At 59.7% G+C, this 16,545-nt stretch carries 13 protein-coding genes and 2 tRNA genes; 8 read left to right on the top strand and 7 right to left on the bottom strand.

The features are described 5' to 3' along the window. Positions 1–74 precede the first annotated feature (74 nt). Positions 75–2,357 (top strand): outer membrane beta-barrel family protein, encoded by a 2,283-nt coding sequence (locus tag DW189_RS02465; protein WP_082426508.1) that lies wholly within the window; start codon positions 75–77, stop codon positions 2,355–2,357. Between the two features lie 49 nt (positions 2,358–2,406). Here the strand turns inward: DW189_RS02465 and DW189_RS02460 are convergent. The 5 genes from DW189_RS02460 to DW189_RS02440 all read right to left on the bottom strand — a co-directional run bounded on the left by DW189_RS02460 (position 2,407) and on the right by DW189_RS02440 (position 6,230). Further along, positions 2,407–2,492: transfer RNA gene (locus tag DW189_RS02460), tRNA-Leu, on the bottom strand. 42 nt (positions 2,493–2,534) lie between these two features. Further along, the gene (miaA, locus tag DW189_RS02455) at positions 2,535–3,446 is read right to left on the bottom strand and encodes a tRNA (adenosine(37)-N6)-dimethylallyltransferase MiaA (RefSeq protein WP_055201957.1); all 912 of its coding nucleotides are present in this window, start codon (positions 3,444–3,446) and stop codon (positions 2,535–2,537) included. After that, the gene (locus DW189_RS02450; RefSeq protein WP_022333655.1) at positions 3,430–3,942 is read right to left on the bottom strand and encodes an IS1096 element passenger TnpR family protein; all 513 of its coding nucleotides are present in this window, start codon (positions 3,940–3,942) and stop codon (positions 3,430–3,432) included. Before DW189_RS02450 ends, miaA begins: the two co-directional genes overlap by 17 nt. 70 nt (positions 3,943–4,012) lie before the next feature. Next, entirely contained in the window at positions 4,013–5,137 is a 1,125-nt protein-coding gene (locus DW189_RS02445) for a glycoside hydrolase family 18 protein (RefSeq protein ID WP_117506749.1), read from the bottom strand. A gap of 106 nt (positions 5,138–5,243) precedes the next feature. After that, positions 5,244–6,230, bottom strand: coding sequence for an acyl-CoA reductase (locus tag DW189_RS02440; protein WP_117506748.1), 987 nt, complete (start codon positions 6,228–6,230; stop codon positions 5,244–5,246). Between the two features lie 91 nt (positions 6,231–6,321). On the opposite strand from DW189_RS02440, the gene DW189_RS02435 reads away from it, so the two are divergent. The 4 genes from DW189_RS02435 (at position 6,322) to DW189_RS02420 (ending at position 9,707) form a co-directional block, all read left to right on the top strand. Then, the gene (locus tag DW189_RS02435) at positions 6,322–6,924 is read left to right on the top strand and encodes a nitroreductase family protein (protein ID WP_117506747.1); all 603 of its coding nucleotides are present in this window, start codon (positions 6,322–6,324) and stop codon (positions 6,922–6,924) included. 109 nt (positions 6,925–7,033) lie between these two features. Next, positions 7,034–7,106, top strand: a tRNA-Gly gene (locus tag DW189_RS02430). Between the two features lie 569 nt (positions 7,107–7,675). Continuing rightward, entirely contained in the window at positions 7,676–8,941 is a 1,266-nt protein-coding gene (locus DW189_RS02425; protein WP_232045580.1) for a DNA cytosine methyltransferase, read from the top strand. 115 nt (positions 8,942–9,056) lie between these two features. Next, positions 9,057–9,707 (top strand): SinI family restriction endonuclease, encoded by a 651-nt coding sequence (locus tag DW189_RS02420; RefSeq protein ID WP_259295421.1) that lies wholly within the window; start codon positions 9,057–9,059, stop codon positions 9,705–9,707. A gap of 85 nt (positions 9,708–9,792) precedes the next feature. Here the strand turns inward: DW189_RS02420 and DW189_RS02415 are convergent, their stop codons facing one another. Beyond that, entirely contained in the window at positions 9,793–10,707 is a 915-nt protein-coding gene (locus DW189_RS02415) for a helix-turn-helix domain-containing protein (RefSeq protein WP_181969286.1), read from the bottom strand. A 152-nt stretch (positions 10,708–10,859) separates the two neighbouring features. Here DW189_RS02415 and DW189_RS02410 point away from each other — a divergent pair, with 152 nt between their 5' ends. The 3 genes from DW189_RS02410 to DW189_RS02400 are packed head-to-tail and all read left to right on the top strand — an operon-like array spanning position 10,860 to position 16,188. Continuing rightward, complete coding sequence (locus DW189_RS02410; protein ID WP_117506744.1) at positions 10,860–11,873, top strand: efflux RND transporter periplasmic adaptor subunit; 1,014 nt, start codon at positions 10,860–10,862, stop codon at positions 11,871–11,873. After that, positions 11,870–14,911, top strand: coding sequence for an efflux RND transporter permease subunit (locus tag DW189_RS02405; RefSeq protein WP_117506743.1), 3,042 nt, complete (start codon positions 11,870–11,872; stop codon positions 14,909–14,911). Before DW189_RS02410 ends, DW189_RS02405 begins: the two co-directional genes overlap by 4 nt. Next, positions 14,911–16,188, top strand: a complete 1,278-nt coding sequence (locus tag DW189_RS02400) for a TolC family protein (protein ID WP_117506742.1) — start codon at positions 14,911–14,913, stop codon at positions 16,186–16,188. The genes DW189_RS02405 and DW189_RS02400 overlap by 1 nt, the downstream gene beginning before the upstream one ends. Here the strand turns inward: DW189_RS02400 and DW189_RS02395 are convergent. Then, complete coding sequence (locus DW189_RS02395; RefSeq protein ID WP_174760556.1) at positions 16,175–16,426, bottom strand: hypothetical protein; 252 nt, start codon at positions 16,424–16,426, stop codon at positions 16,175–16,177. The genes DW189_RS02400 and DW189_RS02395 overlap by 14 nt on opposite strands. Positions 16,427–16,545 lie beyond the last annotated feature (119 nt).

The raw sequence follows: 16,545 nt of genomic DNA, 5'->3' as shown, positions 1-16,545 counted from the left end.
AATTATTCCGTACCGGCAAGCCGCATCGGGGCTTAACTTTGCAGGGAAACCAAATGAAAAAACCAAGCAAAGTTATGAGACGGACATTTCTTTTACTCGTATGCGCCCTGGCGCTTTTTTCCGTGAAACAGACCTGCGGGCAAATTGTGCGGGGGAGGGTGGTCGACCAGGAGCGGCAACCCGTGGTCGGGGTCGCGGTAGTGATGCTCGACACCGACTCGACCTACCTCGCGGCCGCGGCATCGGATGCCGACGGGCGTTTCGCCATCGCATCGGAGGTACGCCCCTACCGGCTGCTGTTCCAGCACCTCGCCTATGAGATGCAAACGCTTACGTCGGAGCACGACGAAGCCGGCGAGGTCGTCCTGCATGAATATACGAATGCGCTCGACGCTGTGGTCGTAGAGGGCGAAAAACCCATCGTGCGGGTCGAAGAGGGGCGGCTGGCCTATGACCTGGAAGCCGTATCGAAAGGCAAGGCGGTGAACAATGCCTACGAAGCCCTCACCCAGCTGCCGGGCGTCAGCGAACAGGACGGCGGGCTGACGCTTGCCGGCGCCGGGGGTGTCACGGTGATCCTGAACGGGAAGCCCTCGACGATGAGCGCCGAGCAGTTGGCGTCGCTGCTGCGCTCGACACCCGTCGAACGGATCGAGAAGGCCGAAGTGATGTACAGCACGCCGCCGCAGTACCATGTGCGCGGCGCGGCGATCAACCTCGTCCTGCGGCGCAGCCACGACTACTCGTTTTCGGGGGAGGTACACGCCAACTATACCAACCGGTTTTACAGCAACTGGGATGCCGGGGGCAACTTCGCCTTCTCCTCGCCCGAGTGGTCGGCCGAGGTAACCTATTCGGCCGGGCAGGCCAAGACCAAACGGATCATCGACCTCTACTCGCGGCATACGCTCGCGGACGGGGAGCATGAAATCGCCCAGAGGCAGAATATCACCAGCAAAGGGACATGGCACCGGCTGAGGGCCGCCGCAGAATACGCCCCGCAGGGCAAAGGACGCCTGAGCATTGCCTATACGGGCGCATACACCCCGCATACGAGCGGCCTCGTACGTGCCGACGGCAACCTGGTCAACTCGGTCAGCTCGCCCGGGGGCGACAACACGATGCACAACGCTGCGCTGCGCTACACGTCGGCCTCCGGGCTCGACCTCTCGGCGGACTACACGCATTACAGCTCGTGGCAGCTGGCCGCCATGCGGAACAGGTACGCCGACGGCAGCCGGACAGCGTTCGACGTGGTTTCGGGGCAGTCCGTCGACCGGGTAAATGTCAGCGCCGACCAGTCGCACGACCTGGGCAATGGCTGGGGCATGACCTACGGGGGCATCTTCAGCTGGGCGGGCGACCACGACTACCAGCGATACACGCTCTGCGAGGGCGACATCGCCACCGTCGATACCGATTCGCACCTCGACGAATACACGGGCAACCTCTACGCCGGGGTGAGCAAAGAGTTCGCCAAGGGGAGTTTCTCGCTGTCGCTGGCCGGGGAATACTACCGCGCGGGGGACTACGACAACTGGTCGCTCTACCCGCAGGCGACCCTGCTCCTGACACCCGCAGAGAAACATCTCGTACAGATTTCACTCTCGTCGGACAAGACCTATCCCTCGTACTGGGAGATGCAGCAGTCGACCTCCTACATCGACGGCTATTCGGAGATCCGGGGCACGCCCGGACTGCGGCCGTCGAAAAGCTACAACGGCCAGGCAATGTACATGTATAAGCAGAAGTATATCTTCATGCTGTTCTGGAACGAGATGCCCGACTACTTCGACCAAACCGCATGGCAGGCCCCTGATCGCCTGGCATTGGTCTACCAGACGCTCAACTGGAACACCAACCGCCAGTGGGGCGCCAACGTCATCGTACCGCTGCGCCCGGGCAAATGGCTCGATTCCCGGCTGACGCTGACCGGGATGCGGATGACCCAGCGCTGCGACGCCTTTCACGACCTGGCGTTCGACCGCTCCAAATGGCTGGGGGTGGTGCGCATGGACAACACGATCCGTCTGAGCCGCAAACCCGACCTGACGCTCGACCTCTCGGGCTACTATCAGAGCGCGGCCATCCAGGGGACTTACGACGTCGCCCCTTCGTGGAGCGTCAACGCGGGTGTCAAGTGGACGTTCGACAAGAGCCGGGCGAGCCTCTCGGTGCGCTGCAACGACATTTTCGAAAGTTCGCTCCCGTTCGCCAAAGTCCGTTACAAGGGACAGTACCTCGACATGGATTCCGGCACGTACACCCGTTCGGTGACGGTGCATTTCTCCTACCGTTTCGGCACATACAAGGAGAAGCGGCACAAGACGGTCGACACGTCGAGGTTCGGGCATTGACCGGATCCCGCAGGGCACGAAAAAAGGGCCGTCGCAAAAGACGGCCCTGTACTCGGAGCGGGAATCGAACCCGCACGACCATTGCTGGTCACAGGATTTTAAGTCCGGCGTGTCTACCTATTCCACCATCCGAGCCACTGCCTTTCGGCGAAAGGCGTCGGCAAAAGTACGAAAATTTTACGATTCGCCAAAATCTATATAATTTATAATCGTCCCCGTCTGGCCGGGGCCGAACCAGCGGATTTCCGGGTCGCGGCGGAACCAGGTAAGCTGCCGTTTGGCATATCGGCGCGAATTGCGCTTGATAAGTTCCACGGCCCGGTCATAGGAGATGCGTCCGTCGAAATAGTCGAAGAACTCCCGGTAGCCGACCGTCTGCAGGGCATTCAGACCGCGGTAGGGATACACCGCACGCGCCTCGGCTTCGAGGCCGTCGGCAAGCATCTGCCCGACACGGCGGTCGATGCGTCCGTACAACTCCTCGCGCGGCATGTCAATGCCGACCTTCACGATGTCGAAATCGCGCTTGCGACGCCGCCCAGTCCGCAGGCGGGAGTAGGGCAGTCCGGTTTGCAGGCAGACCTCCAGTGCCCGAACGACGCGCGCCGGGTTGCTGCGGTCGACCACCGCATAATAATCCGGATCGAGCGTCCGCAACTGCCCGGCGAGGGCTTCGAGCCCCTCCGTGCGGAGTCGCGCCGCCAATTCGCGGCGCAGGTTTTCATCGGCCTGCGGCAGGTCGTCCATGCCTTCGCACAACGCCTTGACATAAAGCCCCGAGCCCCCGACGGCAACGACGCAGTCATGCCCGGCGAACAGTCTTTCGAGGCAGGCGAGGGCCTGCGTTTCGTACTCGCCGCAACTCAGGTTATCCGCGAGGTCGTGCGATGCTATAAAATGGTGTTCGACGGCTTGCAATTGGTCTGCCGTAGGCTGAGCCGTACCGATCGGCAAGCCGCGGTACATCTGGCGGGAGTCGGTGGAAAGGATGGGTGCACCGTAGTGCAGGGCGATGCGGATGCTCAGATCCGTCTTGCCCGAACCGGTCGGGCCGACAATGACGACGAGCCGCTTAGTACTCGTCGTCATAATTGTCGTCGCCCTCGAAATCGTTGAATTCCCCCATCACCTCGTCGAAAATCGAGCCTTCGCCCGCGGTGGCCGTCTTCGACGGGTCGTACTGGTCGGGGGCATCCGCCTGGGCGTATATCTCGCGCGGATAGGAGCCGTCTTTGGGCATTTCGTACGTCCCGGTCAGTTCGAGGAAGTAGGCCCGGTCACCGAACATGTCGAAAAGGTAGATCAGCCGGTCGCGGTTGTTGTGGATGATCTGCCCCAAGGTCACGCTCTCCATCGCCGCAGGAGCCCCTTCCGAACCGTCGTCCATATCCATGAGGGTGAACTCGCGCAGTTTTTCCCAGCGCTCGTCCGCCGTGAAGAACGACGCCATGCACTCCTCGTATTCGAGCGAACGGAGGATGAAATTATGGAAATCGAGCAACGTCATGTCGTACGGCACTTCGTAATCGCGCACGAAGTTGTCGTTCTCATCGCTCAGCATCCGGAATCGGAAAACCATTGACATAGCTTGTAATTTTTGCATTTCCTACTACAAAGATAGTACAAAAAGGGAAAATGCAAAACCACAGGCTGCGTCACTTCCGACCGAGGTACCGGGTAACAATGTCGATCAGGTAGTGGCTGCCCTGCGGGTTCTCCGCCCCGGGAGCTACGTAGTCGTGGTGGAATTCCCACCAGAAAGCCCCCAGGTAGCCGCCGGCCTTGATCCATTCGATCTTGCTGCGTATCGAAGAGGGGTTGTCGATGGTCACGAATTCCGTTCTGTCCGGCGAGAAATAGTAGGACACCTCGGCTGCCGGGTCGAACTCCTCCGTCCAGCCGTTTGCGAGCCGGGGCAGGAACTCCTTGTAGGTGATATACGAACCGTAGTCACGCAGCGACCCGTCGGCTTTCTGCCCGGGCTTCAACCCTTTGTAATAGAACCCGTAGTTGGCCAGCCCGAGGCAGAGCTTCCGCTTGTCGAAGACTTTCCAGTGTTCCAGCTTCGACCGCATACGCTCCATCGAGGTGTTGTGCGAAGGGGTGCTGCCCCATACGCCGTCGCACATGTCATAGGACATGATATTTATCCAGTCGACCGCCCCGGCCAGCCTGTCGGCCAGCGCCGGGTCGTACTCGTGGTCGATGCTGAGGGCCGTGGTCAGGTAGTAATAACGCCCGGTGCGTTCCGAGAGTTCGTCGAACCGTTCGCGCAGCAGGGCCATCATGCGGGCATGCAACTCCTTGTCCAGCGTGATCTCCCAGTCCATGTCGATGCCGTCGTAACCGTTCTTTTCGACCAGGCGCACCATATACCCGACAAACCTGGGGATCCGATCCGGATTCTCCAGCAGGGGAAGGAACTCCTGCTGCCCGCCGAAGCACAACAGTATCCTGGCCCCGGCGGCATGCGCCTTTTCGATCATGGAGGGCACGAGCGCCATCTTGCCTCCCTGCTTCAGGTAGTCGAACTGCGTGGCATAGGCGTCGACGGCATCCTGCGGCCGGTCGAAATCCAGCCCGGCCCACTCGGGCGTAGCCATCAGGTAGATGAACTGGAAGGCATCGTACCCCGGGTTCGTGAGTTCCGCCTCGCTCAGGAGGCTCTCCACCGAATAGGCGGCATGTATGAAGTCGGGGATTACGGGGGCCGGTTTGCGGGCATACGATGCAGAGCCGGCGACAAATAACGAAACGACTAATAAGGCGAACTTTTTCATGATAAACCATTTGTTTTATATTCAGCCTCAAATATAATATTATTTATTATAAACACAGCCAAATATAATATTATTTATCAATAAAAAGCACCCAGCATGACCTAATTTACAAACAAGATGTCGTAAGGAATTCGATGACATCCCTGTTGTCGGGGTAATCCGTCAGCCCAGGGGACTGTGCATGGCCGAAATCCACGCGGCGGCGGCAGGCAATGCACTCCGAAACGACGCATTGCAGTCCGGCATCGTGTGCTGCGAGCCAGGCCCCGACCTCGGCGGGTGATTTGTAAAACGAATAATTGATCCGGCTCAACGCCGCGGGAAAGGCCCGCTCTTCGACGGCCACGGCAGCTCCCAGGTCGCGGAACGGCTGTCCGCCCATCGTCAGGAGGGCTTTCTGCTGGCGGTAAGAGTTCCTGTATTTCACGTTCACCTCCGGCATCCGCAGCTGCAGGTCATAGCCCTCGGGCAGGAAAAGCAGCGACACGCTGCGGCAGCCCAGTCCGGAATAAGCCCAGATGTCGTCGGCCAATGCAGTGAGCTGCGCGGGGGTTTCCCGGCCGCCGAGTACGGCGACCGACTGGCGGTTACCGCGCAGCAGGGCGGGAATGCCCGCATACTGCGCCCGGAAATAGCGGTTGGCATTGTCGCTGCCCGTAGCGATCACGGCATCGGGCGATGTGCTGCCGTCGTAAAATTCCACCGGAACCTGCGGGTCGATTCCGCGCAGCAACCCGATGACATATTCCATCAGGACGGTATCTTTGGCCGATGGTTTTACGAGGCACCTGTGCCCTGCGGCGAGCACGCACAGCATATCGAAAAATCCGACCAGCGGGATATTCCCGGCCATGACGACCAGCACGCGCCGGGGTTCGGCGACAGGAACGGGGTAGGGCGCCAGCCACTCCGCCAGCGCATCGCGCCGGAGCATCCCGTCTGCGACGGCTACAACGGCGCGGCAAATGTCTGCGGGCGTAAACCAGCCGTTTTCCCGGCAAGCACGCCCTATTATCTCCCGCGTGCGGGCGTCGTCGCCGAAACCGCGCAGGCGGCACCCAAGCCGGGAAAAGAGTCCGATGGCATTTTTCATGGTGCAAAGATAGCGTTTCGCAGCGGAATATGCACATTTTATCCGAAGTTGTGCTATATTTGCATAGACGGATCTTAAACCGGTAAAGACTATGGAAAGAACATTCAGAGAGGCACTCCGCCACCGCCGCAGCTACTACGCCTTAGCTCCGGAATCGCCCATCGACGACGCACGGATCGAGGAAATCGTGCGTTTTGCCATAAAACACGTACCCTCGGCCTTCAATTCGCAATCGACACGTGCCGTATTGCTGCTTCACGAGCATCACGACGAATTATGGAAAATCGTAAAGCGCACCCTGCGGGCAATCGTCCCCGAAGGGGCATTCGCACGCACCGAGGAGAAAATCGAGCACAGCTTCGCAGCCGGGTACGGCACCGTACTTTTCTTCGAAGACACGGATGTCGTCCGCGGCCTGCAACAGCAGTTTCCGGCCTATGCGGGGAATTTCCCGGTATGGTCGGAGCAGACATCGGCCATGCACCAGCTGGCAGTCTGGACGATGCTGGAAGACGCAGGGTTGGGGGCATCGCTCCAACATTACAACCCGCTCATCGACGATGAGGTGCGCAAACACTGGAGCCTGCCCGGGGAGTGGAAACTCGTCGCGCAAATGCCGTTCGGGACACCCGCAGGCGAACCGGGCGAAAAGACGTTCAAACCGCTGGACGAACGCATCAGGGTGTTCAGATAAAGGGGGCGGAGCCCGGCTTCAGGACAAAAATTCCGCAGAATAGCCCTGAAAAATTTGGAGATTCGGATTTTTTATATACCTTTGCACTCGCAATTGAGAAACATGCCATGCGGAAATAGCTCAGTTGGTAGAGCACAACCTTGCCAAGGTTGGGGTCGCGAGTTCGAGTCTCGTTTTCCGCTCAGGGAATCAGCAACTTACAGAAATGAAGTTGCTGATTTTTTGTTTACCTGCGGCGGGAAAGAGGCAAAAGCGCCTTTCCAGGGGCCTGGCTCCCATTGTCTCTCCATAAAACTCCCCATAGGAAACGTATTTTCCCTCCTGCGTCAAACGATGCGGAACAATGACTTCCGAACAAATACCCCGGCAAGGACACGGTCAATAAGCCCCCGTTATGTCCCTTGCGTCCCCGGGACAAACGCAGGAAACCAGTAACAGTGAAATAACCTGTCCGTCTTACGGATCCTGCGACTCCCCGTCCGGCACGGGTCGAACGTATCGGGATAAAAACTTCGGGCCCGAGGGACTTTTTTTGGCCGTTTGCGGGAAAAAGGGTATATTTGCAGTGTTTCGCAAACGAAATAACCATACAATGTTGCTGAGTGTGATTGAAACGGCGGAGACCTTGGGATGCTCCGCCCAATATGTGAGGAAACTTTTAAGGGAAGGCCGCCTCGCCGGCCAGAAAATAGGGGACTCCTGGATTATAAACGACGATACATTGGAATCTTTCGACAGGAAGGATCTGCGGATGAAAAAAAATGACGTTCCGGATCGGAAATCCAAGAAAGCGCCAAAACAGGACGCGCTGAATTGCCTCTCCTTTTTCTCCGGGGCGATGGGGCTGGACATCGGACTGGAGCAGGAGGGCATCAACATATTACTGGCCTGCGAAACGGATAACGCATGCCGCCGGACGATCGTCGCCAACGAACCCGGCATCGGCCTGATCGGAGATATAAGGGACTACACGGCCGGGGAGATCCTGGAATATGCCAACCTCAAAGAAAACGGGCAGGTCGACATCATCGTCGGCGGGCCGCCCTGCCAGGCATTCAGCACGGCCGGGAAAAGGCTCGGCTTCCAGGACGAGCGGGGCAATGTCTTTCTGAAATACATAGAAGTCATCCGGGAGATACAACCGCAGTACGCCGTAATAGAAAACGTAAGAGGGTTGTTTTCGTCCGCACTTTCGATAGACATCGACGATGAAATTACCCGCAGCTACGACATCAATTGGGCAAAGACACCGGGGTCGACACTCTTTTATATCAAAAAGAAGCTGGAAGCCGCAGGTTACAACGTAACTTTCAACCTTTACAATTCGGCCAATTTCGGCTCCCCGCAAATCAGGGAGAGGGTCGTCATAACATGCACCAAATCCCCGAACCCGGTTCCGTACCTCCGTCCCACCCATTCGAACGAAGAGGTATTCGGGCTTGAAAGGTGGAGGACTTTCAGGGATGCAGTAGCCGGATTGGATCCGGCCCGATGCGACCACATCGACTTTTCCGAGAAGCGGCTGAAATACATAAAGATGCTGAAACCGGGGGAAAACTGGCGGAATCTGCCCAAAGAACTCCAGCCGGAAGCCATGGGAAACTCCTACCATCTGGGCGGTGGGAAAACGGGCTTTTACCGAAGGCTGGACTGGGATTCGCCGTCCCCCACGGTAGTCACCCATCCCGCCATGCCCGCAACGGAATTGGCGCACCCGACGGAAAACAGGCCCCTGTCCATACAAGAATACAAAAGGATTCAGGAATTTCCCGACGATTGGGTGATCGAAGGCAGTTTGCTGGACAAATACAAGCAAATCGGCAATGCGGTTCCCGTCGGGCTGGGCAGGGCAATCGGCAGGACAATCGCCGCCCACCGCCAGGGAGTCGAAACGGCGGCACCGGAAGGCTTTCCTTATTCCCGCTACAAGGGCACATCGGATCATGAATTCGAAACCGGAATTTTATCGGGAAAACGAAAAAAAACATCGTCCCAGTTGACGATCGAATTCGATTAATCCGTAATTTTAAAACAAAAAAGCCATGACGGATGCATACAGATTCGACGAATCGAGTACGGAACAGGCAATCGCCTATGCCAAAATATACGCCGGGGAAAATTATTCCCCCGCCATGGAGACCGTCCTGAAAGTCGCCTTCAGCGAAAAACGCAACTTGCCGACGTTCCGCCTGAAGAGTTCGGACACCATACTTCTATCCGGCTACATGAAAAAGTGGGTGGGAGCATACTTGGCCGGATATAACAACAGGCCCTCGGTCAGAACCGGGAATTGCTCCGGGACACATCCGGATCCGATGGCAAAAACGATCCTCAGAGCCAGGATATCCGGGCTCGAGGATAATCTGGCCGATAAAATAGTGGCCGGGCACTCCCTGCTGATGACAATCGAAAACAATATCGGCGAGTTGCTCGAAGAGTACCTGTCCGTAAAATTATCTCCCCTGGGGTGGTATTGCTGCTGGGGGAGTACGATCGACGCGGTAGACTTTTGCAAGGCAGACGGCTCGCTGCTGCAGATAAAGACAAGCGACAATTCCGAAAACAGTTCCAGCAGCAGGGTCAGGCAGGGCACTCCCATCGGAAAATGGTTCCGCAGATTCTCGAGGCGTCCGGGAGTATATAACTGGGAGTCGCTCAACAGGATGCTGGGACGGCCGGGATATGTGTCCGAGTCAGACTTCCGGGCCTTCGCGGAAAAGACCATAGCGGCAAACCCGGCCTGCATATATATAGCCGCCAACCACCTGTTGAACAGGCCCTGAGATATACCGTCCCGCAGGTGGATGCACCCAAAAATTACCCGGAGCGCTTGCCCGGGTAATTTTCATTCCGGATCGCGGGGGCGGGCTATTTCCCCAGCCGGTAAGCGGTGGGGGTCATGCCCGTATGGTTCTTGAAGTATTTCCCGAAAAACGACTGGTTGGGGAAATTCAGGTAGTAGGAGATCTCCTGGATGCTCATCGTGGAGTATTTCAGCAGGTTTTTGGCTTCGAGCACCACATAGTCGCCGATCCACTGCACGGCCGTGCGCCCGCTGGTCTTGCGGATGATCGTCGTGAGGTATTTGGGCGTCAGGTTCAGCTGGCCGGCATAGAAACCGACCGAACGCTGCTGCATGTAATGCCTGGCCAGCACTCCCATAAACTGGTTGAAATATTCCTCGTTGCGGCTGCGCGAAGAGGCGTCCGACGCCCCCGTCTCGACATGCCGGGCGATGATCCGGCAGACCTTGTAGGCCAGTGTCCGGATCATCGAACGTATGATCTCGGCGGAGTAGGGGTCGTTGTGCTGCCGTGCCCCCTCGATGCGGATCCCGTCCAGCGAACGCATGACCCCGTCCCACTCCTCGTCGTCGAGCGGCAGGCTGGGGTGCTTCTCGACCTGCAGGAAAAGCTGTGTCAGCAGTTTGAGGTCGATATTGATCCGTTGGATGAACTCCTCCTCGCAGAGAATGGCATGCACGCTGGCGTCCTCCACCGACTCGACCTGCAGGATGCTGCCGGGCAGGTGCACGAAAAGCGTCCTCTCGCCGATCGTGTGCCGCGTCACGCCCGACGTGGAGACAATCGAACCTTTAGAACAAAAAATGATCGCAAAGGCATTGAGACGTGTCGGATACCGGAACAGGTCGATGTTGAATTCATCCTTCACATTGACACGCGAAGCGATCAGGCATCCATCGTAATAGAGGTCTTCCGGCCTGCGGCCGCAGATGTCGAGCAAAGTGGCGAGCGAGAAGCTCTGAATCTCCTTTTTGTTCATTTTACCGATAATTATGCGGACAAATATACGCAAATCCCGGGAGCTTTTCACTGAATAGTACAAAATCGAACCAATCGACGAATTCATCCGACACGATGGTCTTTTCTTACGGCCGCTAAAACGGCAACTTTGCATCGAAAAATACGGAACTGATGAAACAAACGACTTTTTGCGCAATACTGCTGTTAGCGACAGGTTGCACTTCACCGAAAAAGCCCCATACGGCCGATCCGCTGCGTGTGGGCACCATCGTCGTCACCCCGTCGTCGGACATCGACGCCGCGCTCTACGTCGGCACGATCGAGGAGGAGACCTCGGCCGCCCTGAGTTTCCCCGTCGCCGGTACCCTCGCGCGCACCTACGCGGACGAAGGGCAGCGCGTGCAGCAGGGGCAGTTGCTGGCCGAACTCGATCCGACGTCGGCCCGTCAGACCTTCGATGCCGCGCAGGCGGCACTCGACCAGGCGAAAGATGCCTGCGCGCGCCTCAAACAGCTTTACAACGCCGAAAGCCTGCCCGAGATCAAGTGGGTCGAGGCGCAGACCCGGCTGCGCCAGGCCGAGTCGGCATACGGCATCGCCCGCAAAAACCTCGACGACTGCAAGTTGTACGCACCGTTCACGGGCGTCATCGGCAAACGGCAGGCCGCAGCGGGGGAGACGGTTCTGCCGGGCGTCCCGGCCATGACCCTGCTGCGGATCGGGACGGTGAAAGTCCGCTTCCCGGTACCCGAGCAGGAGATCGCACGCCTGGGCACGGACAGCCGGCTGCGGATAACCGTCGCGGCACTCGGCGACCGTGCTTTCCCGGCCGGGAAGATCGAAAAGGGTGCCGTGGCAAACCCCGCCACACACACCTATGACGTACGCGCCACGCTGTCCAACGCCGACGGCGAGCTGCTCCCGGGCATGGTATGCCGCGTGGAGGCATCGCCGGCAGGGGCGGCCGAAGAGATCGCGCTGCCGGTACGCGCCGTGCAGCAGGCCGGCGACGGAAGCCGCTTCGTATGGAAAGTGAGCGGGGATTCGGTCGTCCGCACGGCTGTCGCCACGGGACGCCTGGTGAACAACGCCGTCACGATCACCGCAGGAATACAAGCGGGCGACCGCATCGTGACCGACGGGATGCAGAAAATCGGCCAGGGAAGTAAAGTCATAGCGGAATGAAAAGCAATATAATATCGTGGTCGATGCGCAATTTCCGCATCGCCTTCCTCATCGTGGGCTGCCTGTTCGCCTTCGGTATTTACGGGCTGGTGCATATTCCCAAGCAGGAGTTCCCGGAATACACGATCCGCCAGGGCGTGGTGATGGGCGTCTATCCCGGCGCCACGAGCGAAGAGGTCGAGCAGCAGCTCGCCAAGCCGCTCGAACAGTTCCTGATGACTTACAAGGAGGTCAAACGGTCGAAGACCACCTCCACGTCGCAGAACGGCATGTGCTACGTGATGGTCGAACTCGAAGACCACGTGAACGACAAGGACGAAGTGTGGTCGAAGATCAAGCACGGCCTGGCGGCATTCAAGTCGCAGTTGCCGCCGGGCGTTGCGGCCGTGGTCACCAACGACGACTTCGGCGACACCTCGGCGCTGCTCATCACGCTTGAATCCGACACGCGGTCGTACCGCGAACTGAAAGGCTACATGGACGACCTGAGCGACCGCCTGCGCCGCATCGAGTCGGTCTCGAACCTGCGCCCGTACGGCGTGCAGCAGGAGCAAATCTCGATCTACGCCGACCATGAACGGCTGGCGGCCTACGGCATCGGCGAAAAAGTCCTCTCGGCCGCGCTCGCCTCGCAGGGGCTGACCCCGATGGGCGGGTCGGTCGGCAACGCCGAGACCGAAACGCCCATCCACATCGCGCCGGCGCTGGCCGGCGAGCGGGAGGTCGCCGAGCAGATCATCTGGAGCGACCCGCAGGGGAATGTGCTGCGCGTGAAGGACGTGGCGCGCGTCGTACGCGAATACGACGACCCGGACAGCTACATCCGCAACAACGGCCATCGCTGCGTCATGCTGTCGATGGAGATGAAGGCGGGCTTCAACATCGTGCAATACGGCCGTGACGTGGACGAAGTGCTGCACGAATTCATTGCGGCCGAGCTCCCCGCGGACGTCCAGGTGCAGCGCATCGCCGACCAGGCCAAGGTCGTGGGCGACTCGGTGCACTCGTTCCTGCGCGACCTGTTCGTCGCCATGGCCATCATCATCCTGGTGATGATGCTCCTCTTCCCGCTGCGGTCGGCCATCGTGGCGGCCATCACCATCCCACTGTCAACCTTCATCTCGGTGGGAATCATGTACCTGTGCGGCATCCCGCTCAACACGGTGACCCTCGCGGCGCTGGTCGTGGTGCTGGGTATGATCGTCGACAATTCGATCGTGGTGATCGACGGCTACCTCGACTACCTCGGGCGAGGCCACTCGCGCTGGTTCGCGGCGGTCGAGAGCGCCCGGGAGTTCTTCCCGTCGCTGCTGCTGGCCACGGTCTGCATCTGCATGATCTTCTATCCGATCCTCTTCACCATGACGGGCATGATGGGCGACTTCCTGACCTATTTCCCGTGGACGATCACGATCAACCTGATGGTCTCGCTGCTGCTGGCCGTACTGGTCATCCCGTTCCTCGAAATCCTCATCATCCCCGCCGTACAGCCGAAAAAAGCGGGCAAGTCGGTCACAGACCGCGTACACGACCTCTACCGCCGTGTACTGGCGTGGACGTTCCGCCACGGCTGGCTGACGATCTCGATGGGCATCGCCTCGGTCATCGTATCGCTGCTGATCGCCACGCAGCTCAAGCTGCGCATGGTGCCCTTCGCCGACCGCGACCAGTTCGCCGTGGAGATCTACCTGCGCCCCGACGTGCCGCTGGAGCGCACCGCCGCCGTAGCCGACTCGGTCTACCGGGTGCTGCATGACGATGCGCGCGTGAAATCGGTCACCTCGTTCGTCGGATGCTCCTCGCCGCGCTTCCAGATGAGTTACGCCCCGCAGATCGCAGGTAAGAACTACGCGCAGTTCATCGTCAACACCACCTCGGTCGACGACACCGAAGATATCCTCGACCAGTATGCCGACGCATGGGCCGACCGTTTCCCCGAGGCCTATGTCAAATTCAAGCAGCTCGACTACCAGAACGTCCCCTCGCTGGAGTTCCGGTTCTACGGCAGCGACATCGACTCGCTGCGCGCCGCGGCCGACGGCCTGATGGCGCGGATGCGCCGGATGCCCGAGCTGCAATGGGTACACTCCGACTACGAAGACCCCCGTTCGGTCATCGACGTGCGGCTGGATCCCATCACGGCATCGCAGCTGGGCGTCACGCGGACGCTGGCCGCGGTCAACCTGGCGCTGGCTTCGGGCGACGTCCCGGTCGGATCGGTCTGGGAGGGCGATTACCGGCTGCCCATCGTACTCAAGAACGACACACGGCAGGGCCAGCGCTCGCTCTCCGACATCGGGGACACCTACATCTCGTCGCCGGTGCCTTCGGTCAGCGTGCCCCTGCGCCAGATCGCCGACGTGGAGCCCGTCTGGAGCCAGAGCAAGATCGTACACCGCAACGGCATGCGCTGCATAACCGTCACGGCCGACCTCAAACGCGGCGCCAACGCCATGCGGATGACTTCGCGCATCAGCGACATCATCGACCGGGAGCTGGTGCTCCCGGCAGGCGTCACCACGGAACTGGGCGGCGCCCATGAATTCGACTGGGAGACCATCCCGCCCATCGCATCGGGGCTGTCGATCTCACTGGTGATCATTTTCTTCTTCATCCTCGTCAACTTCCGCAAGTTCGGCATCACGCTGGTGGTCATGGCCTCGATGTCGCTGTGCCTGTTCGGCGCCGTCGTCGGGCTGCGGATCGCCGACTTCACCATCGGCCTCACGTCGGTGCTGGGATTCATCACGCTGCTGGGCATGATCGTGCGCAACGTCATCCTGATGTACCAGCACGCCGAGGACAAACGCAAGGTCTGCCACTGGTCGGCACGCCTGGCGGCCTACGACGCCGGCAAGCGGCGCATGGTGCCGATCTTCCTCACGACCGCGACCACGGCCGTAGGCGTCGTGCCGATGATGTTCGGCGGCAGTACGTTCTGGGCACCGGTCGGCGTGACGATCTTCGCCGGCGGCATCGGTTCGCTGATCCTCGTAGTCACGATCCTGCCCGTACTCTATTCCAAAATTTACAAATGATGAAAAAGACCGTCCTATTCCTCCTGCTGTGCATGGCCGCCGCCCCGGGCCTGTCCCAGACGCTCACGCTCGACGAGTGCCGCGCCGCGGCCGAGGAGCATAACCGCACGCTCAAAAACAGCCGCCTCGGCCTCGATGCCGCTTTGCAGACGCGCCGCGAGGCATTTACCAACTATTTCCCGCAGGTCTCGGCCTCGGGCGGCGTATTCCAGGCCCAGCACGGGCTGGTGCAGGCCGATTTCGCGATCCCGCAGATGGGGTCGCTGCCCCTGTCGCTGGTAAAACGCGGCATCCTGGGTTCCGTCACGGCCGTGCAGCCCCTGTTCGCAGGGCTGAAGATCGTCAGCGGCAACAAGCTCGCCCGGCTGGGCGAAGAGGTCGCGCAGCTGCAACTGCAAAAGACCGCAGCCGAGGTGCGCGAACGTACCGACACCTATTTCTGGCAGGTGGTATCGCTCAGGGACAACCTTTCGACCATCGAAGCCGTGGAGCGGCAACTGGCGGAGATACACCGCCAGGTCGCACTCTCGGTCAAGGCAGGGCTCGTGACCACGAACGACCTGCTGCGCGTGGAACTGCGCAGGCAGGAGGTAGCCTCCAAGCGGCTGAAGGTCGAAAACGGGCTGAAGGTGTCGAAGATGCTGCTCGCACAGCATATCGGCGCCGACTGGCATACGTTCGACATCGCGGCCGCAGCCTTCGGCGAACCGGAGGCCCCGGCAGCCTATTACGTGCCGGTGGACGAGGCGCTCGACCGCCGCGCGGAATACCTGCTCTCGGAAAAGAACGTCGAGGCGCAGAAATACCGCAAACGCATGGAACGCGGCAAACGGCTGCCGACCGTGGCCGTGGGCGCCGGGTACCTCTATTATAACGTGACCGACAAGGACGTGGACGACGGAATGGTCTTCGCACAGGTATCCATCCCCATTTCCGACTGGTGGGGCGGGGCTCATGCCCTGAAAAAGGCCCGCATCGACGAGATGCAGGCCGAGAACGACCGGCTGGAAGCCCGCGAAATGCTCGCCGTGGAGATCGAACGGACATGGAGCGAGGTGCAGGAGGCCCACGCACAGATCCTGCTCATGCAGCGTTCGGTGGCATCGGCCACCGAAAACCTGCGGCAGAACCGCAATTTCTACGACGCAGGGACAGCTACCCTCACAGACCTGCTCGACGCCGAGACGCTCTACACCCAGAGCCGCAACAACCTCACCTCGGCCTATGCCGCCTACCACACCTCGCTCGCGAAATACATGCGCGTCACGGGGCGGTAAGGGTACGGCAGGCATTCGACAAGTATATTCGGCAGTCTGGCGGATCGGTCGTACTGCCTGATACCGGGTGTTTTCCGAGGCGCCGCATGAGGGTCGCGATATTCTCGCGTTTGCACTGGGTGATGAAATCGGCCCTGTCCGCCGCGAGCTCCCCGATAAGCGGGCGGATAATGGGGTAGGTGACGAACGTGAAGATATCGAGCGAAAAGATATCCAGCATGAGGTGCCGTACGTCCACACGTTCGATTTCACCCCGGCCCGCCGCGATCTACGTGGTGCGGGCGCCTTCGAAACCTTTTTTCAGCAGCTCTCCCGGACAAGAAAAAAACAGGCACAGCGTACGCCCCACCGCAAAAA

This window comes from Alistipes sp. AM16-43, assembly GCF_003435745.1.
In the GTDB taxonomy this organism is placed as follows: Bacteria; Bacteroidota; Bacteroidia; order Bacteroidales; family Rikenellaceae; genus Alistipes; species Alistipes onderdonkii.
The sequence above is the reverse complement of the archived record's forward strand: the minus strand, read 5'-3'. Positions and strand labels throughout refer to the sequence as shown.